The following is a 20,684-nucleotide window of genomic DNA, read 5'->3' on the forward strand; positions in this document are numbered from 1 at the left end:
ATAAATGCTATAAGTACAAAAGAATAAGGCTATGCAATCACAATGTTTTATGTAGCTCTAGATGATGTTACTCAAAATGCCTTCGCCTGCACTAGTACGTCTTGTATGTCGAACCCCCCACTGAATGAAGATTCACTTTATAAGTTAATTTCATAGCAGATATGATCGAAAACTGTATACACTACACTCATCAAACCGTCCCTGCCTTAGCGTAGACGGTTTTTTGCTTTATTATGAATCATGAAATAAAATAAACGGGAACAATAAAAACACAAAGACGAAACCAGTAAGGAGCAATCATATGGTAACGAAAGAACAAGCAGCAATCCGATTTAATGAGGTGAACTACAATGCCGGTGATATGCCGATATTAAAGAATATCACTGGCGAGTTTACACAAGGCCGCATTACAACCGTTGTGGGTCCATCCGGGACGGGGAAAACGACATTATTCAAATTATGCAATGGTCTTTTGTCACCAGATTCAGGGGATATTCATATCAACGATAAACATATCGATAGCTATGATCCAGTAGAATTACGACGCACGGTTGGTTTGGCGTTGCAAAGCGCGACAATGCTACCAGGCAGTGTTCGAAAAAACCTGGCGTTACCATTAGAATTGCAAGGAAAACATTTGGCGGATGAGAAGGCAAAGGAATTTCTCACCATGGTGGGTCTGGACGAAAAGATTTTACAACGGAATGCGAAAGAACTATCAGGTGGGCAACGACAGAAGTTATCGGTGGCCCGTACACTGGTGAATCAGCCGGATATTCTGTTACTTGACGAAATCACCTCGTCATTAGATCAGGTTTCCAAGCAGGATATGGAAAAGCTGATTCGAAATATCAATCACGAATACGGTACGACAATCATTTGGATCACGCATAACCTGGAACAGGCACGGGCGGTAGGTGATGATGCTTGGGCAATGATGGGTGGAGAAGTGTTGGAAACTGGAGATAGCAGCTTTCTTCATCACCCTAAAAATGAAAAAATAAGCCGGTTTGTGAAAGGGGAAGTTCAATGAGCTATCTCACGTTATCGATCGCTCTTATTTTTGTATTCATCCCAATTGTCTTATCCAAAGTTTTTAAATTAGGCTTGGAAAAGGATACAGTAATCGCTACTGTCCGTTCCATCATTCAATTACTTATTGTTGGCTACCTCCTGCAGTTTGTTTTTGATTCCGAGCATCGTGCTTATATTACGTTGATGATTATCCTGATGGTTGGTGCTGCAACACAAAACGCACGCAAAAAGGGGACTTTTGTAAAAGGAATTACCTGGAAACTGGTCGTTACGTTTGTCTTTGTAGAAATTCTGACACAAGCTATTTTGCTTGGGTTTCAAATTACCCCGGCAACGGCGCAATATATCATCCCCATCAGCGGGATGATGATTGGAAACTCCATGGTGCTCTCGATTCTTTTTCTTAATCGGTTTATGTCTGAGGCAGAGTCGAATCAGGACCAGACAGAATTGATTCTTTTGCTTGGTGGCACACCGAAACAGGCAATTCACAGGCAACTCATCGCTGCCATTCGAGCAAGTACCATTCCAACGATTGAAAGCCAGAAAACGATTGGCCTTGTCCAATTACCAGGTATGATGAGCGGGCAAATTATTGCCGGAGCAGACCCTGTACAAGCTGTACAATTTCAATTACTGGTCCTGTTTTTACTTTTAACGACGGCTATTGTTTCTAGTCTCCTATTGGGTTATTTGTCATATCCGGCATTATTTAACCAACGGATGCAATTAGTAATGGAGAGAGAACAGGATTAAAACGTAAAAAGCAGCATTTCATCTAATTTCACCAAGGAGAAAATAGTTTTTCTATTAAAAAAATCAGTATGCACGCGCTAAACGATGAAAACATGACAGAATTGTAAGTTTCTACTCACAAATTGTAAGAAAAACCGATGTTAGTTTCTGAACCTTCACTTTATAATCAACATTAGGTCAGGTGGCCGATAAAGATTATACAGCTGTGCTTCGTTGGATATATGAATTCCGAACAAACCTGATCTCTCTAGCAATTTAGCTATTCTAGATAAAGGAGATGAGTCGATTCTCAGCTTTTAAATGGAATGTTTTAAATCATAGTGGACGGGAACAGGACGAATGTAAAATAGTAGGGAGGAGAGATACAATGAATGTTAAAAAAGGTTTATTTGTCGGTGCAACTGCAGTTGGTCTTACATTATCTGGAGCAGGGATATCATCGGTTGCTGCTGATTCCAATACCGATATTCCAGAAACCGCTATTTCTGGTATCCATTCCTCTATTACGAACCAAGAGGCGGCGGAGAATGTAAATAGTATTTACGATCATGCGTATTCCGGGGAAATGCCTAGTGAAGTTCACGGGCTCAAAATCAATAAGAGTACAAAGGAAGACGTTCATCAAAAGCTAGGTGATCCTCAAGAGGTTGACGGCCAATTTGATTTGTACCACTGGGAGATGGGTAATTCCGGATATGGCTTTGCTTATAACGAGGACAATACTATAAAAGAAATACGAGACTTTGGTACAGGTGTTGAAAGACAAAACAACCTTGGAGGGGTCACACCTGCCGTATTAAACGAACAATTTGGCAAAGCGGATGCGATTCTCGCTGTGCCTAATACAGATGAGATGGATTATGTTTATAAAACAGGAGATTATGAGCTTCATTTTGTAATTGGTGATAACCCAATTATGGAAGGTCACAAGCAAACAGTGAATCATGTAAATTTAAAAGAAGCGAAATAGCTGTTTCAAAAGTAGGGTTCCCTAATATAGAGGGAACCCTACTTTTCTACGACAACCCCGAAGCTTTTCTTTTTTCCTTCTGCAAGTGTCTGTCCTGTATTTTAATGGCTGCCTCTTCGAATGTCAGCTCTTTGCAAGCTGGCGTTCATTCGGCAGAAAAAATGATAACAATGCACCAATAAGCGGCAACAACGATAATATTGTAAATACAACGTTTACGCCAAAGAAATCAGCAACCGATCCCATAAAGACCGAACCGATTCCCCCGGCACCAACTCCGGCACCAATCGATAATCCGGAAGCGAGTGCGATGTTCCTTGGCAACAGTTTCTGCATATAAACGACAGTTACGGAAAAAGAAGCGAGAACAGAAAAACCGAAAACTAATAGAACAAATACGGTCCAAATTCCACTCGCATGCGGCAGCAATAATGCAACTGGTGTAGCGACCAACATGGATCCTACCATGAGTCCTTTCAATCCGATTCGGTCAGACCAAATACCGCCAATAAATGTTCCGAGTGCACCAGCGCCGACAAAAACAAAATTCAATGTTTCAGAAGCCGCAAGTGATAAGTGCGTCATATAAAATGGCAGGAATACGACGACACCTAATTGACACCAGGAACGCAAAATGATCACTGTGATTAATAAAATGGCCCCAGGTATATTGTTTTGACCGATCACTTCTTTTTTATTTGCGGCAGCTGCTTTCACTTTATTGTTCATCCAGCCAAGTATCTGTGTTGTAAGTGGAATCGATAAAATGGCCAGTGGCAATAACCAGAGTAACCCTTTCAGTCCTGTGTGAACGAGCAGTAATGGGATCATTAATGGCCCAAATGCCTGGCCAGCATTTCCGCCAACTTGAAAAATCGCTTGTGCATACCCCTTATGTGTACCAGAAGCCAGGTGAGCACCTCGTGATGCTTCGGGATGGAATGCCCCGGAACCAAGCCCGGATATCGCAATAAACACTAATAACCAGCCGAACGATGGTGCAATACCGGTTAATGCCAGTCCCGCAATAGAAGCGAAAACCCCGGCGCTAAATAGCCAGACACGGGGTTTAAGATCCGTAAACATGCCAAATAGTGGCTGTGAAATAGATGATGTGATATACGATATTAAGACAATGAATGATGATTCCGTAAAACTTAAATGAAGTGCTTCTTTATATAAAACAATCAGTGCTGGAACCATACCGGTGGTTACGAGATCATTTAGAAAGTGCGATGCACCGAACGTATAAAGTGCTCTTCGGTAAATTGGGATGTTTTTTTGCATTGCAGTTGTATTTTCCATAACAAATGGCCTCCTGAAAATGAAGCAGTTTACATTTCTTTGTCTCTACACCTAAAAGTAGTATGAAGAAATAGTACCCATCCATTGTACCACAAGAGATTCACAGATTTGAAAATGTTACATTTGTCTACTTTTAACGGGACGAGCAGTAAGACACCTACTTCAAGATTTCGAGGGACAGGATGGCTATTGCAAAAAAGTAGTAGGCAAAGACCTATTTCCCCAAAGAACTAGCACCTGAATTAGGCGAATGAATAACATAAATCGAGTAGCTAATTTAGGTTTAAAAAGGGGATGCGAGCATGTACAATAATCAGTGGAATACACCATACGGGTATGCGAATTGGCAAAATCAAGGATATGGTTATCATGGTATTAACCAAAACCAGGCAGGCTGGTACCGGCAAATCACCATTGAGGATGCAATGCAGATAGCACTGCAGCAAGTACCAGGCGAGGTGGTCAAGGTAGAATTAGATACCAATTATGGTGTTGAAGTCTATGAGGTGGAGATTGTAACCAATCAAGGCACGAAATACGAAGTGGAAGTGGATCGTGAAACAGGCCGAATTGTCAACATCGAATTGGATTAGATGAGTTGAAAAAACCCCGCTGCTTAAAATTCACGGGGTTTTTTCTGCAATTAAGCTTCTTGTTCGAAAAGCACAGCTGCTTTTGCACGTTTCTTTTTTCTTGATGGCAGCATATGAAAGACAATGTTCAGGCCAATAGCCGTTATACTGCCAGCCACAATTCCATTGCTGGTTAAAATTTGAACGCTGGAAGGGAGGCTGGTAAATAGTTCAGGTGCTACTGTTACGCCTAGTCCCATTCCAACTGAACAGGCAATAATCATGGAGTTTTCCTGTGAATCGGCAATAACGCTGCTGAGCATCTTAATTCCCTGTGAGACAATCATGCCGAACATGGCAATCATAGCACCACCTAGTACCGGTTCAGGGATAATCGTTGCCAGAGCGGCTACTTTTGGCAGGAAACCAAGAGCAATAAGCATTAGGCCGGTCAGCATGATAATTTTGCGTGAACGAACCCCGGACATTTGTATTAGGCCGACATTTTGGGAAAAGGTAGTGTACGGGAAGGCATTGAAGATTCCCCCGATCACTGCGGCAAGACCTTCCGCACGATAACCTTTTGCCAGACCCTGTTCCTGCAAATCTTTTTCACAAATATCACTTAATGCAAAGTATACACCGGTTGATTCGACAAGCGAAACCATGGCAACCAGGGTCATGGTCAGGATCGCCGGCCACTCAAACGTTGGCAAGCCGAAATGGAAAGGCTCGATCATGTGGAAAACAGACGAATCGGCTACCGGGGAAAAATCAACTTTTCCCATGATGACAGCAGCAATTGTGCCGGCAATTAAGCCAAGTAAAATAGAGATTGAACGAATAAAGCCAGTAGAAAAGCGATAGACAAGCACGATGAATAAAAGTGTTCCAAATGCAAGGGCAATATTTGACATGGATCCGAAATCACTTGCTCCATCACCGCCACCCATATTGCCTACTGCAACAGGAATAAGCGTGATTCCGATAACCGTTACGACGGATCCTGTTACAACTGGTGGAAAGAATCGGACAAGCTTTCCGAAAAGTGAGCTGATGAGCATAATAATGAGACCGGAAGCAATGACCGAACCATATATTGCGGATATACCAAATTCACTGCCAATGGCAATGATTGGCCCAACAGCAGTAAAGGTACAGCCGAGAACGACTGGAAGTCCAATACCTATGAAGCGATTCGTGGTAATCTGTAACAGTGTCGCAATCCCACACATCAGAATGTCGATTGAAACAAGGTAGGTTAAATCGGTTGTACTAAATCCTAACGTACCGCCAATAATTAAGGGAACAATAACTGCTCCCGCGTACATGGCCAGCAGATGCTGAATTCCTAAGGTGGTATGTTTGAAGGCGTCTTTCATTACTTATTTACCTCCTCAAAGAACTCAACTTTGCCATTGGCCAATGCCCGGATATTAGCTAACGACTCAAGTCGAATGCCGCGATCGCGAATGAGCTTGCCACCAGGCTGAAATCCTTTTTCAATAACAATCCCGATACCGGCAAGCGTTGCGTTGGCTTGTTCCACAATATCGATTAACCCAAGTGCTGCTTGTCCGTTTGCCAAAAAGTCATCAATAATGAGGATCGTATCATCAGCATGAATAAAATCTTGTGAGATCGAAATGTCATTTGAGTCATTTTTGGTGTATGAATGGGCTGTTGATGTATACAAATTATCAGATAAAGTTAATGATTTACGTTTGCGGGCAAAAATAACTGGAACACCTAATATCAGGCCAGCCATTGTTGCTGGTGCAATACCTGACGATTCAATCGAAATAATTTTGGTGATGCCTGCAGCGTTAAATCGTTTAGCAAATTCCTCTCCAATCTCCTTCATCAGCCGAGGATCAATTTGGTGATTTAAAAAGGAGTCGACTTTAAGTACCGTATCTGACAGGACTTTTCCTTCTTGTTGAATCTTATCTTTTAGTATTTGCAACGATATGTTCCCCTTTCGAATTTGTATGTTAGGCCCACAGACAATATAAAAAGCCCGAGGACCATGCATCCATTCATTATGAGTGGAGCAAGATCCTTCGAGCTTATTATCGAAAGGAAAAGGAAAGAAACGCTATTGTTTTTTTCCATCATTGCTACTCATAGTCAGTTTGTTTAACGGCAAACTGGTAGAAACTTACAGGCCATATTCCTGAGATTATATGAGTGAATGCGTTTATTAGAATGCTTTTATTATAACATGAGGAGAATAAAATTCAATAGATTTTCTTCTTCCCTTAAATAGGCAAGTGAACCAAGATTCTATTCTGCATTACTTCCAATCAAGCAAAAATGAGGGTAAGTTGATTAACGGACATCTATTCACTTGTTCCTCTGCATAAAAAACAGGAAATAACAAAAGTTATTGTTATAAAGGGGGGAGACGTTGGATGAAATCAAACTACGAAGATTCGTTGTCATCTGCAGAAATGGGCAAACTCTGGACTACTTATGTTGGTAATACGCTGGGTAAATGTGTGATTAGTTACTATCTTAAACATGTGGATGATAAAGATATAAAAAAGGTCTTGCAACATGCCTTAGAACTAAGTGATACGTACATGAAAAAATTGAAAGATATTTTCATCCGTGAAAACTTTCCAATACCAATAGGATTGACTGATAACGATGTGAACCTGAATGCACCAAGATTATTTTACGATGACTTTTATCTTTTCTACTTACAATATTTAGCGAAGGCTGGACTCAGTATTTATAGTGCTGCTATTTCCATTGTGACAAGAAAAGACGTTAGAGAGTTCTTTGTCACGGGACTTAAAGAAACGGTACAGTTGATAACGGATGTTCAAACAATTTTAAAATCGAAAGGTATATTGATGAACGCCCCAACTGTGCCGGCACCTCAAGGGATTGATTTTATTCATAATCAACGTTTTTTAAATGGTTATGTTGGGAAGGTTAGACCATTGCATGGACTGGAAGTTGCTCATCTCTACGATAATATAAATAATGATATCACAAGCAAAGCATTGATTCTTGGTTTCAATCAAGGAGCAAAACATGCAAAGGTCAAAAAATTCTTAAGGCGTGGAGAAGATATTAATATTAGGCATATAGACATGCTTTCGAAAAAACTGAAAGAAAACCATTTGCCTTCACCTACATTAATTGATCATCTGGTAACTACTTCAACCACACCAACATTTTCTGACAAATTAATGATGTTTCATAAAATTGATATGTTCTCCATGAAAATAAGGGAATATGCGAATGGAGTTTCCTTAAATGGGAGAAGGGATATTGGGGCGTTGTATGCAAGATGTATGATGGATGTTTCATTATATGTAGAAGATGGTGCCAACATCATGATTGATCATGGATGGATGGAGCAACCACCCGAAGCAGTCGACCGGGATGAATTATCTAAGTGAAGCTGGCAAGAAGTAATTAAGTGATTAGGCACCCAAAAAATTTTTGGATGCCTAATTTTTTCACTATTCTACTACTTTTTACGGCAGTAGGATCCCCGTTTTAAGGTTTGTGGAAGAGTGGCAGTCAGTCGCATGATGAAGATCCCTTGTTCGATCCTGTATGCTGCAGGTCACAAAGGTATTGCGAGAAGGCTTAGGGGACGCCACGTTTTGACCCCCGTTTAAAGATTAACTTTATTACGTTCCATCTCTCCTAACGTTCTCTCGTTAAGTCCGTTTAATTCTACAGTTTGGGTATGGCTCATTTCATCGAGTGGAAAAACGGTGGCTGTTTCATCGCTGGGATGAACCGCTTCAATGTACACTGGTATGCCGTGATAATGGACATTGATCATTGGCAAGGATTCCATAATTTCTTGGGCACGCTGTTTATCCATATCGCCTCTCCTTTACAATGGCTTACTTCTATTTTTTGCGGAATAGAGGTAACTATGTGAGGGAGAACTAACCATTCCAGTGTGCTTCAGGAAATGAATACATCATGCAAGGATGGATGGTGCCTTAGTTTTTGTATCCATATTTTGCGGTGGTTAACACGGAAAGAATACATTGTCCCATCTTTTGTGGTAACAATAAGCTTATTCCGCAACAGCACAAAGTCATTCTTCGCTTTCACTTCTGTTATTGTGTCTAATGGGATATATGTTTCGGCAGATTGGATGTTCAATTTGTGAGGAATATGGTGTAAAGCTTTGTCAGTTAAATAAAGCTTCCCGCCAACACCTTCCAATTTCTTCATTGCGTTCGCTCCAGATTTAAAAAGTGTTTCTTCATGCTCCTGCATGCAAAATTCCCTCCCAATGAAATGGTGCTGATATGTATTCATTGTATCATATCATTGTTAAGAAAAAATGATATTCACATGAGAAAAGAGGGGGCACTACCTTTTTAGTGGACCCTCTCTAACCGGAGTTTTTTGCATCTATCTTCAGCAATATAAACTGTATCAAAAAGCCAACGAGCAGACCAAATGGAAGGAAAAGAATTGGCAGCCACATGGGACCCAATAAAACGCCAAATAGTTTAAGCTGAGCAGAGAAGATCAACCCTAGTGTGACGAAATAAGCGGAGAATGCAAAAGGCATAAAGGAATAAGGCTTTTCTCCGCCGCCAGCATCGCGATATGCATCCCACATGGCAAAGAAATAAAGACAAGGATAAAACATGAGCCATTGATAATTGGTTTGTGCAACAGCTTCCTGTATTTTTCCATTATAGCTTAGTACGATAACCGTATTGAAATGCCCAAAGCAGTTGGTTACAAATTCCAAAGCAATAAACAGTATACCTTTGAAATAGCGGGAGTTCAGTAATTGGCCAAATCCGGGAAAAGCGATACTCCATAGCAACATTTCCAATTTTTTGCTTTGAGCATTACTGTTTGTCGTTTGCATCGTCACGACCTATTTAGCCAAATCTTTACGATTCGCTGCTATTGGCGGTTGTTCCATCCAACCGTGTTCAATCAGGATATTAGCCCCTTTATTGGCGTACTTGCCTACCTCCGCTATTTGCTGTGCATACATCGCCCCCAAATCATGCCTTGGGCTAATGGACATGGAAGAGCCGTATTGCCCCATCCCTGATGCAATCAACGTCGTTATTAGAAACATCATAAGCTTATCGGAAAACGGAGCGACTGTTGAATTGGTTACCTCTGATGTTAAGATGCGTGAGCCATCAGGAATATAATCGTCACTTAAGATTTTTGAAAATGTCTCTAACTGTTTCCCTGCAATATCCCGCCCCTTTTCGAAAAACTTACGGACCTCTTTGGCATTGGCAACTTGGGAAAATCCGGCAATAAGTGCTTGTCCAAGGGCATTACGCCGGGTGTTTAAGACCAATGCGGTAATTTCCACACCTAGTAATGGCCGTTTTTCACCAAACCAGCCGGTCAAAAAACTATCCTTGGTTACAAACTCAATTTCTTTTGCTTTTGGAATTTTTGGATAGCCAATATAAATTCCTTTTTCTTTGGCAATATCTTTTGTTTTTTTGTACAAGTGCTGGGTTTTATCCAGGGTGTCAGCATAAAAGTGAATGATATCATCCCGTTCCACCTGGGTCATAGCCAATCCAAAAATGGCTGTATTGAAATTGCCAACATTCAACATCAGTTCCAGGTAAATTCGATCGGAAAAGAGTCGTGGTGCGTCTAGATGAACATCATTTTCTGAAAACCCTTGTGGAATTGGATAATCTTCCACTGTCAAAATTTCTATTATTTCTTTTTTTTGCTTCTCTGAAAACGTTAAAAATTCCTCTAGTATACCCCTAATATCCGCATCATCTGTATGTTGCAAAAAGTAGCGTATTCCGCAAATCATCATGGTATTATTCTGGTAAGATGTCCAAAGGCCGGAGATTTCCGCAGCCGTTAGCTCTTCTATATGCTCCGAAGTATTTGTCATCATTTCCATTCCCTTCTTTGATTCATTCACTGCCTGAATCCACCATGCAGGCATTTGCTGTAATCCTGCTGTTTCCAGTTCGACTTGTGCTCATAGCTGCTGGCATTATTTTGCCAAGTCTCCTCGATCCACCATTTTGGGAGGTTCTTCCAGCCATTCGTTATCGATCAAGATGTTCGCCCCGTCCTCTGAATATAAGCCGATTTCCGCACTTAGTCGTGCATAGGCTGCTGCTAAATCACGTCTGATATTGGTGGAAATGCTTATTCCGTAGAAGGTAATCCCGATCGTGATCATTGCTGTAACATGTGTCATCATTAGCTTATCAGAAAATGGTGCTACGCTATTTACATCCGTCACTAATGATTCTGATCCTGCGGGTGCAGGAACGTCTCCTTTCTTTAAAAAAGTACTGAATATATCTGCGTGCTTCTTCGCAATATTAATTCCACGGGTAATATAATCAGTCACTTGTTTGTTTTTTGATACTTGACGAAAGCCGGTGAGCGTCGCAATTCCCAAATTGTTGTGAGAAATATTGGAAAATAAATTGGCAATTTCCAAAGCAGTCAACGGTCGTCGTTCCCCTAGCCATCCATTAAGGAAGCTTTGTTTTTTCACAAAGTCAACTTTATTCGGCTCGGGTATGGTTGGAGCCTTGCTTTGGATACCTTTTGCCAACGCAACTGACAATGCATTTTGATGCAGTGCATTATAATTTTGGAACCCTTCCATGAAAAACTGATAAATGTCTTTTCTTGTTACTGAATTAATGGCTTGGGTAAAAGAGGACATGCCAAGCATTCCCATTTGCACGGTATATTGTAAAAGGAAGCTATCCGTATAAAGCCTTGGAGCGTCCGTATTCACATCCTTATTGGTGAATCCAATCGGGATAGGAAGATTCTCGGCTTGAAATAGTTTCATAAGCGATTGTAAATGGGATTCTTGCAAGGAGCATGCTTCCTGAACGATGGCCTCTATTTCCTTATCCTCCACGATATGTTGAAAATAGAGCAGTACCTTTGAGGTAATACTGGCATTTTGATAGGCCCCCCAGATATTAGCGAGTTCAGCTGATGTTAATTTGACGTTTGTATCCATATAACTGCTTACCTCCTTGAATGGCAGGAATGTTAATTTATTTTTTAGTTTTCATAGTTGAGTCAATGTCATCATTCACTGAACTTAGTTTAGTTTGCATTCAACTGTTTGCATCTTTGTTCTTAGTCTGCCGAATATCCCTCTGTTTATACAGCCTTTTCATCGTCCGGAATGCCCGTATAAAAAGTCCGGTAAATGGGAAACCAAAGGGAAACGACTTCTCGTTTTACAGCAAAGAGAGGAGATAGCCAATGGGTTTTTCATTCAGGCGAAAAAAACAAGATAAACAGAAATATAAAAAAGATGAAAATACTACTGAACTGGTTAAGCAGCTTGATAAAAATACAGAAAATATTAAAGCAATGCTGCAGAAGCCGAATGACTTAATTATCCGTACCTTTTCCGTTCGTAACACGGCGCACAAAGGAGCCGTTGTTTGTATTGATGGACTGGTCGATACAGCTGAAGTACATAACAGTATTATCTTGCGGATTCAAGGTGTAACGGAACGAAAGGAATTACCCCATAACACAAAAGCACTGTTTGAAACCATTTATCAGGAAATGATCTCCTCCAGCGATATTGAAAAAGGACATACGATGGATGATGTGATTGATGCCATTCTGTATGGAAGCACGGTTTTTTTCCTGGATGGGATCGATGATGTTCTTATCATGGATACAAAAGGTTGGGAAACACGGGCGATTGAAGAACCGCAAACCGAGCCGGTTATCCGTGGGCCGCGAGAGGGCTTTGTTGAAAATCTGCGCACCAACATGGTGTTGATCAGACGGTATATTCGTGATCCCAATCTGCGTTTTAAAACCCAAAAGGTTGGACAGCGTTCCAAAAAGGATTTGGTTGTTACATATATCGAAGGGGTAACCCACCCGGATTTAATCAAGGAAGTGAATCGTCGACTGAAGACGATTGATATGGATGATGCGCCAGAATCGGGATATATTGAGCAGTGGATAGAGGATAGTTACTTATCTCCTTTTCCGCAAATCACCAATACGGAACGCCCGGATAAAGTGGCTATCGCACTGTTGCAGGGGAAAGTAGCCATTTTACTAGATGGCACCCCTCTCGTACTAATTATGCCGTTCAATATTGGTGACGCATTGCAAACCCCGGAAGATTATTATGAGCGCTGGGCAGTAGGGACATTGCTTCGGGTATTGCGGTATGTGGCTGCGTTTATCGCGATGTTTGCTCCGGCGTTATTTGTTGCCCTTGTTTCGTTTCACCAGGGTATGCTTCCCTCTAAACTGGCTTTTTCCATTGCTGCTTCCCGGGAAGGAGTACCCTTTCCCGCCTTTGTAGAGGCATTATTAATGGGGGTAACAATGGAACTGCTACGGGAAGCAGGTGCCCGATTGCCGAAAACGATTGGTGATACGATTGGGATTGTTGGTGGGCTTGTTATTGGCGAGGCTGCGGTTCAAGCAGGCATTGTCAGCCCGGTGATGGTTATCGTTGTGGCACTCACAGCAATCGCATCGTTTTCCATGCCAGAGTACAGTGTCTCCATTGCATTTCGCCTCATTCGCTTTGGGATGATGTTTTCTGCTGCAATATTTGGCTTGTATGGAATTATCCTCACGTACATTATCGTAAATGTTCATATCGTTAACTTGAAAAGTATTGGTGTACCTTTCTCCACTCCTTTTGCACCAAGCTTTCTTTCGGATTGGAAGGACCTCGTGTTTCGTGCACCGGTCCAGGTTTTAACGAAACGCCCAGAATACTTAAAAACGAAAGACGTTCGATCTGGAAATAATACCTATAAAGAAGGAAAGGAAAATAAGGGAAATAAAGGAGACAACGGATCATGAAATGGTTTGAGTATGGCGACGAAAAAATTAGTCACCGGGAAATCCTAATTGCGATCTCCTCCATTCTGATCGATGTTGGTATCCTCTCGTTGCCAAGGGATTTAGCTGGCGATACAGTTGGTGCGGATGGTTGGATATCAATCGCGATTAGTGGAAGCATCATTATTTTTATTGCTTGGTTAATGGCTCGTCTGGCAACGAGTTTTCCGCGTCAATCATTTGTTTCCTATTCGTCAAAACTTGTTTCCAAACCAATTGCGATCATTGTAACGTTTATTTTTATTGCTATCTCTCTGGGACTAGCAGCGTTAGAGGTTCGCGAAATATCGGATATTGCTAAGCAGTATTTATTTGACCGTACCCCGGTTGAGGCTTTATCACTGGCCTTTTTGCTTGTTGTTGTTTATGCAGTTTCCGGTTCAAGGGCGGGAATCTTCCGGTTAAATATGATGTTCTTGCCAATCATTCTATTTATTGCCTTGGCGGTAGTTGTTTTAAATATCGGCTGGTTTTCTGTGGAAAATTTACTGCCGGTTTTTGAAACAAGTTTTGAAGGATATGCAAGGGGATTGGGGACTGGAACAATTTCGTATATGGGGCTTGGGATTATTCTTTTTTATACTTCACTTGTAGAAAAACCAAAAAAGGTGCCCCGGTCGGTCGTGATCGGGACGTGTATCCCGGTCGTGCTTTATATTGTTTTATACATTACCAGTATTGGTGTATTTGGCAACTCAGTCACATCAAATTTAATTTTTCCTGTAATTGAATTGGCTAAGGAAGTAGACATTCCTGGGGGATTCTTTGAACGATTTGAATCGATCTTTTTCGTAATTTGGATAATGGCTATTTTCAACACTGCGGTGATGGCATTGGATATTGCGGTGCTGGCACTTGGCAATGTTTTTAAAAGCAAATCAAAAATAACACTGGTTTGCATCTTGTCCCCAATTGTCTATGTCATTGCCATGTACCCAGAGGATTTAATCAACGTTACCACAATGGCAAATTATTTCGGCTATTTCGCTATTGGTTATACAACATTTATCACCATCATACTTGCTATCATTGCTAAGGTAAGGAAGGTGAAAAAGAAATGATAAAACGAGTCGGATTGTTTCACCTATTCATTGCAGTTACATTGGTATTGACTGGATGCTGGGATCAGGTAGAAATTGAGCAGCGTGGATTTATTGTTGGATCTGGGATTGATTTGGCAGGAAGCAAGGAAAATGAAACACAAGAATTAACCTTAACCCATCAATTTGTGGTGCCGGCGGGAATTGGTACGCCATCCGAAGGCGGAGGGGATACGCAAGCATTTGATAATCTAACGGCATCAGGCGATAGCATGTTTGACATATCACGAAAAATGGCTGATCAAACGAGCCGCATCCCATTTTACGAACATGAGAAAGTCGTCGTTATTTCCAACAATGTTGCCGAGCGCCCTTACCTATTTGGTAAGGTAATGGATATATTTTTGCGTAATCCGGAAATGCGCAGAAGCATTAAGGTTGTCGTCACCGATGGAAAAGCAAGCGATGTCTTAAATACGAAACCGGAAAGTGAAAAAATCCCAATTATCTATCTTGACTCGATTATGGAAAATAGCTTTACCAATGCATCGGAAATCGAGCCGGTCAAAATCGGTACTGTCCATGAAAATTTAATGAATAAGCTGAGCTATGTTCTTCCCCAAATCATACCGAAGGAAAAAAGTATGGAGTCAAAGGGTGCTGCGGTTTTTAAAGGCTACAACAATCAAATGATTGGTTCGCTTAATGGATTGGATGCCAAAGGGCTAAATTTAATTACGGGGAAGGCCCAAGAAGGTGTTATTAAGATCGCCATTCACAAGAAAAACATTACGTATGAACTGGAAAAGGCTAACAGCAAGATCAAGCTGAACACCGATGATATCAGGCATATGGATGTTCAAGTGAATATTGATACGAGCGGGGTCATTTCGGAAACATTTGGTACGCAGAATCTATTCCAGGGTGGTACGGTAAGAGAGATTGAAAAACAAGTGTCCGAAGAAATCAAAAAAATAGCGGAGCAAACGATCCATAAAGCGCAGGAGGAATTGGAAACCGATATCTTTGGCATTGGCAAGATGTTGAAGGAACGGCATTATGACCAATGGCAGCAAATGAAAGACGACTGGGATCATGGGGAAAATTATTTTACGGATGTGACGTTCCATGTGAATGTAACGAGTAGAATCCGAACAACGGGTAATGTTAATAAAACGAAGAAAAAATAAAGGGATGGTGTCATGTGGACACACTTTTTAGGCTTATTACCGGAACCAATTGTTATCGTATATACTATTTTTGCATTCCTGGTGCCGTTTGTTATTTATAAAATGAACCGAAAGCTGCATCAATTTGGCGATCCACCGTGGAAAGAGGACGAAAAGGGGGTTGATGAGGACCCATGAGTGGTTGCATAATTGATTGGGATCATGGGATACAGCCGGTCGATCGAAAACTCAAGCAGAGCGATCGAGAACTCGGGCTGAGCGATCGAAAACTCGAGCAGAGCGATCGAGGGGGGCCGCCCAGCCCCCCTATTTCACCACATAAAAAGTATAAAATTCACACAGCTGGTAAGACTAGTTTTTAAACCGTTACAATACTCTAAAACTACCTATTATTGTGCTTTTACTTCCCCATATTTTTCTAGTATAGTTAGGGATGGAGCGTTGTTAGGAAGGGAGCTTACCACCATGCATGAACCAATTGCTTATAATGAAAAGATAGAAAAGGTATTATCCAATATTAATAGAGTTATGATTGGAAAGCAGTGGGAGGCGACGCTAAGTCTGGTTGCACTGCTTGCCGGAGGACATGTACTGCTGGAAGATGTTCCCGGAGTGGGTAAAACAATGCTTGTTCGCACCCTTGCGAAATCATTGGATTGTGATTTTAGACGAATTCAATTTACTCCTGATTTATTGCCGTCTGATGTGACAGGCGTCTCTATTTATAATCCGAAAGAAATGGAATTTGAGTTCCGGCCCGGTCCGATCCTTGGTAATATTGTGCTGGCGGACGAAATTAACCGGACATCGCCAAAAACGCAGAGCTCGCTTTTGGAGGGGATGGAAGAGCACAATGTAACTGTTGATGGCAATACCATTCCATTGAAGCGGCCTTTTTTTGTAATGGCGACGCAAAATCCAATCGAATATGAAGGAACCTATCCACTGCCGGAAGCCCAATTAGACCGCTTTTTGCTAAAATTAAGGATGGGATATCCAACTCCAGAAGAAGAGGTAAGCATGCTTGAACGTACCGCTACTATTCACCCGCTTGAGCAGATCACGGCGGTCATGAACCGGGAGCAATTAATGGAGGTTCAGGAGGAAGTAAAAGCTGTATACATAGATGAAACGATCCAGCGTTACATCGTTAACATCGCAATAGGCACAAGAAAGCACCCAGCCGTTTATCTTGGAACAAGTCCGCGTGCATCCATTGCCCTAATGAAAGCAGCAAAGGCGTATGCCTATATTTATTCCCGGGATTATGTCATCCCTGACGATGTAAAGTACTTGGCGCCATATGTATTTTCACACCGGATCCTGCTAACCTCAGAAGCCAAGTATGATGGGTTGACAAGTGAGCGGGTGCTTGAAACAATCATTAACCAATCTGAAGTCCCGATTCGAAAGGAATTTAAGCAATGAATCGAATCGCTGGCTTTATCGGCAAGCTTCTGTTTATTCTTATCCTCTTAGGTGCATTATTTTCCTATGCGATGTTTCAAGGTGGTTTTGTCAGCTGGTTTTTATTTTTTAGTTATTTGCCGATTTTTATCTATCATCTGGGATTACTCTTTTATCCGATTAATAGATGGCAGGTTACTAGGATGGTATCACGCCATATCGTACATGCTGGTGATAGCATTACCGTGACAGTAAAGTTAAAGCGGGCATTTCCATATCCGCTATACTATTGTGTTTGTGAGGAGATTTTTCCGTCTTCACTAAATCAATTCGATACACGACTGGAAAAGTATCATGACTTGGAGCACCCGGAGAAAGTACAGTTTAATCGGATGATGAAACAGGTGGTATTTCCCGGATTTAAACGTCTTGTAACGTTAACCTATCAAATCGATGGCGTTCCAAGGGGAGAGCATCACCTTCAGACACTCCGGGTAAAAACGGGCGATCTATTTGGGTTTGTGCAAAAAACACATTTATTTCACGCGCCGGATCAGCTTGTTGCCTATCCCAACCTGCGTCCGATCATATTAAAAGAACGGGTCGATAGCTTTCATCAGGGTTCTGTATCATCCAATGCGCTGAACATAAAATCTACCAATGTGGCGACAGGGATTCGCGAATATTTGCCAGGGGATAAGTTTTCCTGGATTGATTGGAAGCAAACTGCAAAGAAGCATACGATGATGACAAAAGAATTCGAACAGGAGAAGAGTACCGACGCGGTCGTGATTTTGGACAGCTGTTATGATGACAACATCAATTTATTAGCATATGAAGCGGCACTCGAGTTAAGCTTGTCGATCATGGAAGCGTTGAGAAAACAATCCACGAAAACAAGCTTCCTCTCCATCGCGGAACAATTGGCACAATTTGCAATCGATCAAAATCCGTACGAAATGGAGCGGCTGCTGCAGTATTTAACACGCATTCAACCGAATGGGACCACTCCGTTTGCACTGGAAATACGAAAGGCTGCAGCAACTATCCCGAATGGAAGTCTTGTAATGCTGGTGACAACGCGTTTGGATGATAAACGAAAAGATGCAGTGAAGCAGCTAAGGAAGCGGTCAAAGCAGGTCATTGTGCACCTGGTTCCACCTGCAAGTGACATGATCGACTACCAGCAACATGTGATTAAGGAATTACGTTTTCATGGTATTATCGTGAACGTGCTAACCAAAAAGCAATTAATCCAGCATACAATCGAGGTGAGTCTAGGATGAATACGAATGCTGATAAGCAGATTATCCCATTTTTCTATACCTCGATCTTATATTTATTAGGATTTCTTTTACTATTGGAGTGGCTTTATCCAGTCCAGCAAATTACCGACACCAATGATTTGCCTGTTTTTATTGTCTATGCAGCATTTTGTTTTATGATTTCACTGCTGCAAATGAAATGGTGGCTGTCCTTTTTGTTAAAGGGTCTTGCCATGCTGTTTATTATCCATATGTTATTTATGCCGTACGGATTTCTAAGCATGGCATGGGTCCAGCAATTTTCCCTGGAAATGACAGCTAACGTTCAATCGCTGGTTCATCAGAATTGGTATGAACTGACACCCCTGTTTCGCAGCTTCTTATTCCTGCTGCTGATCTGGTTGATGAGCTATCTGCTGTATTATTGGTTTATCGTCATGAAGCGAATTTTCCTGTTTGTGTTATTAACAATTGTCTATGTGACCGTATTGGATACATTTACCATATATGAAGCAGATGGATCCATTGTAAGAACCTTTATCATCTCGTTTTTAGCCTTTGGACTTGCTAACATGTTTAAATTAATGGATAGTGAATCGATTCGGTTTACCTGGCTTAAAAAATCAGCTGTATGGGCGCTGCCGCTTATTGCTGTCGTCCTGTTTGCCACGTTCATCGGGTATGCAGCGCCAAAGTTTGATCCAAGATGGCCAGATCCGGTACCATTTTTTCAAAGTGCTGCAAACAAGACAGGCTATTCGGGGGATCATTTGGGTACGCACAAGGTTGGTTATGGAGAAGATGATTCCCAGCTTGGCGGCTCATTTGTACAGGATTACACCCCTGTTTTTCAAGCGGCCATGAACCAAGAACATTATTGGCGAATTGAAACCAAAGACCTTTACACTGGTAAGGGCTGGGAACAATCACAACCTGCTGAATATGTAACGCAATCACCAAAATCGTTACAGCTGAAAACGTTCGCTGACGATGTCGAAACCGAGCGGCAGCAAAATATTGTCACGTTTCAGGGAAATACCAATATCGTCAAGTTACTCTATCCATATGGCATTCGTCAGGTCAACGCGCAATCAGATGCAGATTTTTTACTTGATGAGCATTCCGGTTCTATTCGGACTCAGGTGAACAAAAAGGATGTCAGTCTAAGCAACTATACCATTACCTTTGATTATCCGTCGTTTGCCATTGATCAATTGCGTAACCAATCAACGGGAGATCCTGCCGAGGTGAAGGAACGATATACGCAGCTGCCGGAATCGTTACCTGAACGTGTCGGTGAGTTAGCTAAAGAAATAACAGCGGGAAAGGATACCCGGTATGATAAAGCACGGGCGATTGAAACGTATTTTGGTCAAAACGGGTTTACGTATCAAACAAGCGATGTGCCGGTTCCAAAAGAGAATCAAGATTACGTGGATCAGTTCTTATATGACTCCAAAAAAGGGTATTGTGATAACTATTCAACTACGATGGTTGTGATGCTGCGAACGCTGGAAATTCCTGCGCGGTGGGCGAAAGGTTTTACCAGCGGGGAACAGGTTTCGGACTATATCGATGATGACAATAATACGTATGATTTATATGAGGTGACAAGTGCCAACGCCCACTCATGGGTGGAGGTATATTTTCCTGGATCTGGCTGGGTACCGTTTGAGCCGACGCAAGGGTTTTCTAATTTAGGTGATTTCCATGAAAATGTGGATCAGAATGATGATGTGGATGAGCAAGAGGAAACGGAAGAGCCGCCTGAACAGGAAAGCGACCAAATAGAACCCGAAAAGGAAACGGACAATCAAGCAACAGATGAAACCGATAATCATGCAGCTGCTTCAGAATCCCATATAAAATGGTGGTCTATCGGGATAGGGAGTATTTCCGTAATAATAATAGCCGTTGTCCTTTACGTGCTGCGTTTTTGGTTAAAAACAAAAGTCGTATCCCGGAAACTTACCCGCAGTCCGGATCCAAAAACGTTCCAGGATGCCTATCATCATTTATTAAAGCTATTAAAGCATAAGGGGCTCCCCTTAGAAACTGGACAAACACTTCGCGAGTATGCCGAGTGGATCGATAAGCGGTATGAAACAGACGACATGCGCACGCTTACCGATTATTATGAACAACTGTTATACCATGAACAGACGGATCCAAACGACATGCATCACCTTCACCAATTATGGAAAAATTTAATTAACCGGATAATGGCTTGACCATGGTGGTGGATGTTAGTAGAATAAAATAGGATATGTGCT

20 protein-coding genes and 1 riboswitch are annotated in these 20,684 nt (G+C 41.7%); of the genes, 12 read left to right on the plus strand and 8 right to left on the minus strand.

Going from position 1 to position 20,684, the window contains the following annotated elements; translation table 11 throughout:
- Positions 1–301 precede the first annotated feature (301 nt).
- From WMZ97_RS15475 to WMZ97_RS15485, 3 genes are all read left to right on the plus strand, one after another.
- On the plus strand, positions 302–1,033 hold the full coding sequence (locus WMZ97_RS15475) for an ABC transporter ATP-binding protein (RefSeq protein WP_343272993.1): 732 nt from the start codon (positions 302–304) through the stop codon (positions 1,031–1,033).
- Positions 1,030–1,791, plus strand: a complete 762-nt coding sequence (locus WMZ97_RS15480) for an ABC transporter permease (protein ID WP_343272994.1) — start codon at positions 1,030–1,032, stop codon at positions 1,789–1,791. Before WMZ97_RS15475 ends, WMZ97_RS15480 begins: the two co-directional genes overlap by 4 nt.
- 367 nt (positions 1,792–2,158) lie before the next feature.
- On the plus strand, positions 2,159–2,761 hold the full coding sequence (locus WMZ97_RS15485) for a YjgB family protein (protein ID WP_343272995.1): 603 nt from the start codon (positions 2,159–2,161) through the stop codon (positions 2,759–2,761).
- Between the two features lie 123 nt (positions 2,762–2,884).
- Here the strand turns inward: WMZ97_RS15485 and WMZ97_RS15490 are convergent, their stop codons facing one another.
- The gene (locus tag WMZ97_RS15490; RefSeq protein ID WP_343272996.1) at positions 2,885–4,066 is read right to left on the minus strand and encodes an MFS transporter; all 1,182 of its coding nucleotides are present in this window, start codon (positions 4,064–4,066) and stop codon (positions 2,885–2,887) included.
- 302 nt (positions 4,067–4,368) lie between these two features.
- On the opposite strand from WMZ97_RS15490, the gene WMZ97_RS15495 reads away from it, so the two are divergent.
- Complete coding sequence (locus WMZ97_RS15495) at positions 4,369–4,659, plus strand: PepSY domain-containing protein (protein WP_343272997.1); 291 nt, start codon at positions 4,369–4,371, stop codon at positions 4,657–4,659.
- 50 nt (positions 4,660–4,709) lie between these two features.
- Here WMZ97_RS15495 and WMZ97_RS15500 read toward each other — a convergent pair whose 3' ends face one another.
- Positions 4,710–6,020 (minus strand): nucleobase:cation symporter-2 family protein, encoded by a 1,311-nt coding sequence (locus WMZ97_RS15500; RefSeq protein ID WP_343272998.1) that lies wholly within the window; start codon positions 6,018–6,020, stop codon positions 4,710–4,712.
- The gene (locus WMZ97_RS15505; protein ID WP_343272999.1) at positions 6,020–6,604 is read right to left on the minus strand and encodes a xanthine phosphoribosyltransferase; all 585 of its coding nucleotides are present in this window, start codon (positions 6,602–6,604) and stop codon (positions 6,020–6,022) included. Before WMZ97_RS15505 ends, WMZ97_RS15500 begins: the two co-directional genes overlap by 1 nt.
- 141 nt (positions 6,605–6,745) lie before the next feature.
- A riboswitch (purine riboswitch) is annotated at positions 6,746–6,848 on the minus strand.
- Between the two features lie 204 nt (positions 6,849–7,052).
- Here WMZ97_RS15505 and WMZ97_RS15510 point away from each other — a divergent pair.
- Positions 7,053–8,054, plus strand: a complete 1,002-nt coding sequence (locus WMZ97_RS15510; protein WP_343273000.1) for a DUF3231 family protein — start codon at positions 7,053–7,055, stop codon at positions 8,052–8,054.
- Between the two features lie 221 nt (positions 8,055–8,275).
- Here the strand turns inward: WMZ97_RS15510 and WMZ97_RS15515 are convergent, their stop codons facing one another.
- The 5 genes from WMZ97_RS15515 to WMZ97_RS15535 all read right to left on the minus strand — a co-directional run bounded on the left by WMZ97_RS15515 (position 8,276) and on the right by WMZ97_RS15535 (position 11,632).
- Positions 8,276–8,491 carry an H-type small acid-soluble spore protein gene (locus WMZ97_RS15515; RefSeq protein ID WP_343273001.1) on the minus strand — a complete coding sequence of 72 codons (216 nt, stop codon included), beginning with the start codon at positions 8,489–8,491 and terminating at the stop codon, positions 8,276–8,278.
- An 86-nt stretch (positions 8,492–8,577) separates the two neighbouring features.
- Entirely contained in the window at positions 8,578–8,898 is a 321-nt protein-coding gene (locus tag WMZ97_RS15520; RefSeq protein WP_343273002.1) for a hypothetical protein, read from the minus strand.
- Positions 8,899–9,016: 118 nt separating this feature from the next.
- Positions 9,017–9,508, minus strand: a complete 492-nt coding sequence (locus WMZ97_RS15525) for a hypothetical protein (protein WP_343273003.1) — start codon at positions 9,506–9,508, stop codon at positions 9,017–9,019.
- A gap of 9 nt (positions 9,509–9,517) precedes the next feature.
- Positions 9,518–10,582 (minus strand): DUF3231 family protein, encoded by a 1,065-nt coding sequence (locus WMZ97_RS15530; protein WP_343273004.1) that lies wholly within the window; start codon positions 10,580–10,582, stop codon positions 9,518–9,520.
- 51 nt (positions 10,583–10,633) lie between these two features.
- Positions 10,634–11,632, minus strand: coding sequence for a DUF3231 family protein (locus tag WMZ97_RS15535; protein ID WP_343273005.1), 999 nt, complete (start codon positions 11,630–11,632; stop codon positions 10,634–10,636).
- A gap of 251 nt (positions 11,633–11,883) precedes the next feature.
- On the opposite strand from WMZ97_RS15535, the gene WMZ97_RS15540 reads away from it, so the two are divergent.
- The 7 genes from WMZ97_RS15540 (at position 11,884) to WMZ97_RS15570 (ending at position 20,642) form a co-directional block, all read left to right on the plus strand.
- Positions 11,884–13,470, plus strand: a complete 1,587-nt coding sequence (locus WMZ97_RS15540; RefSeq protein ID WP_343273006.1) for a spore germination protein — start codon at positions 11,884–11,886, stop codon at positions 13,468–13,470.
- On the plus strand, positions 13,467–14,570 hold the full coding sequence (locus WMZ97_RS15545) for a GerAB/ArcD/ProY family transporter (protein ID WP_343273007.1): 1,104 nt from the start codon (positions 13,467–13,469) through the stop codon (positions 14,568–14,570). The genes WMZ97_RS15540 and WMZ97_RS15545 overlap by 4 nt, the downstream gene beginning before the upstream one ends.
- A complete protein-coding gene (locus WMZ97_RS15550; RefSeq protein ID WP_343273008.1) occupies positions 14,567–15,739 on the plus strand; it encodes a Ger(x)C family spore germination protein in 1,173 nt (390 codons plus the stop codon). Before WMZ97_RS15545 ends, WMZ97_RS15550 begins: the two co-directional genes overlap by 4 nt.
- Before the next feature lie 12 nt (positions 15,740–15,751).
- Positions 15,752–15,916, plus strand: a complete 165-nt coding sequence (locus WMZ97_RS15555) for a hypothetical protein (RefSeq protein ID WP_343273009.1) — start codon at positions 15,752–15,754, stop codon at positions 15,914–15,916.
- 288 nt (positions 15,917–16,204) lie between these two features.
- Positions 16,205–17,167 (plus strand): AAA family ATPase, encoded by a 963-nt coding sequence (locus WMZ97_RS15560; RefSeq protein ID WP_343273010.1) that lies wholly within the window; start codon positions 16,205–16,207, stop codon positions 17,165–17,167.
- Positions 17,164–18,432, plus strand: coding sequence for a DUF58 domain-containing protein (locus WMZ97_RS15565; protein WP_343273011.1), 1,269 nt, complete (start codon positions 17,164–17,166; stop codon positions 18,430–18,432). The genes WMZ97_RS15560 and WMZ97_RS15565 overlap by 4 nt, the downstream gene beginning before the upstream one ends.
- Positions 18,429–20,642 (plus strand): transglutaminase family protein, encoded by a 2,214-nt coding sequence (locus WMZ97_RS15570; protein WP_343273012.1) that lies wholly within the window; start codon positions 18,429–18,431, stop codon positions 20,640–20,642. The genes WMZ97_RS15565 and WMZ97_RS15570 overlap by 4 nt, the downstream gene beginning before the upstream one ends.
- Positions 20,643–20,684: the final 42 nt, after the last annotated feature.

The organism is Lentibacillus songyuanensis, assembly GCF_039548255.1.
In the GTDB taxonomy this organism is placed as follows: Bacteria; Bacillota; Bacilli; order Bacillales; family Amphibacillaceae; genus Lentibacillus_C; species Lentibacillus_C songyuanensis.

Excerpts from the sequence above, each read along its gene's own strand:
- WMZ97_RS15475 (WP_343272993.1), top strand. The coding sequence starts at position 302 with ATGGTAACGAAAGAACAAGCAGCAATCCGATTTAATGAGGTGAACTAC.
- WMZ97_RS15480 (WP_343272994.1), top strand. The coding sequence starts at position 1,030 with ATGAGCTATCTCACGTTATCGATCGCTCTTATTTTTGTATTCATCCCA.
- WMZ97_RS15485 (WP_343272995.1), top strand. The coding sequence starts at position 2,159 with ATGAATGTTAAAAAAGGTTTATTTGTCGGTGCAACTGCAGTTGGTCTT.
- WMZ97_RS15490 (WP_343272996.1), bottom strand. The coding sequence starts at position 4,066 with ATGGAAAATACAACTGCAATGCAAAAAAACATCCCAATTTACCGAAGA.
- WMZ97_RS15495 (WP_343272997.1), top strand. The coding sequence starts at position 4,369 with ATGTACAATAATCAGTGGAATACACCATACGGGTATGCGAATTGGCAA.
- WMZ97_RS15500 (WP_343272998.1), bottom strand. The coding sequence starts at position 6,020 with ATGAAAGACGCCTTCAAACATACCACCTTAGGAATTCAGCATCTGCTG.
- WMZ97_RS15510 (WP_343273000.1), top strand. The coding sequence starts at position 7,053 with ATGAAATCAAACTACGAAGATTCGTTGTCATCTGCAGAAATGGGCAAA.
- WMZ97_RS15515 (WP_343273001.1), bottom strand. The coding sequence starts at position 8,491 with ATGGATAAACAGCGTGCCCAAGAAATTATGGAATCCTTGCCAATGATC.
- WMZ97_RS15520 (WP_343273002.1), bottom strand. The coding sequence starts at position 8,898 with ATGCAGGAGCATGAAGAAACACTTTTTAAATCTGGAGCGAACGCAATG.
- WMZ97_RS15525 (WP_343273003.1), bottom strand. The coding sequence starts at position 9,508 with ATGCAAACGACAAACAGTAATGCTCAAAGCAAAAAATTGGAAATGTTG.
- WMZ97_RS15530 (WP_343273004.1), bottom strand. The coding sequence starts at position 10,582 with ATGCCTGCATGGTGGATTCAGGCAGTGAATGAATCAAAGAAGGGAATG.
- WMZ97_RS15535 (WP_343273005.1), bottom strand. The coding sequence starts at position 11,632 with ATGGATACAAACGTCAAATTAACATCAGCTGAACTCGCTAATATCTGG.
- WMZ97_RS15540 (WP_343273006.1), top strand. The coding sequence starts at position 11,884 with ATGGGTTTTTCATTCAGGCGAAAAAAACAAGATAAACAGAAATATAAA.
- WMZ97_RS15545 (WP_343273007.1), top strand. The coding sequence starts at position 13,467 with ATGAAATGGTTTGAGTATGGCGACGAAAAAATTAGTCACCGGGAAATC.
- WMZ97_RS15550 (WP_343273008.1), top strand. The coding sequence starts at position 14,567 with ATGATAAAACGAGTCGGATTGTTTCACCTATTCATTGCAGTTACATTG.
- WMZ97_RS15555 (WP_343273009.1), top strand. The coding sequence starts at position 15,752 with ATGTGGACACACTTTTTAGGCTTATTACCGGAACCAATTGTTATCGTA.
- WMZ97_RS15560 (WP_343273010.1), top strand. The coding sequence starts at position 16,205 with ATGCATGAACCAATTGCTTATAATGAAAAGATAGAAAAGGTATTATCC.
- WMZ97_RS15565 (WP_343273011.1), top strand. The coding sequence starts at position 17,164 with ATGAATCGAATCGCTGGCTTTATCGGCAAGCTTCTGTTTATTCTTATC.
- WMZ97_RS15570 (WP_343273012.1), top strand. The coding sequence starts at position 18,429 with ATGAATACGAATGCTGATAAGCAGATTATCCCATTTTTCTATACCTCG.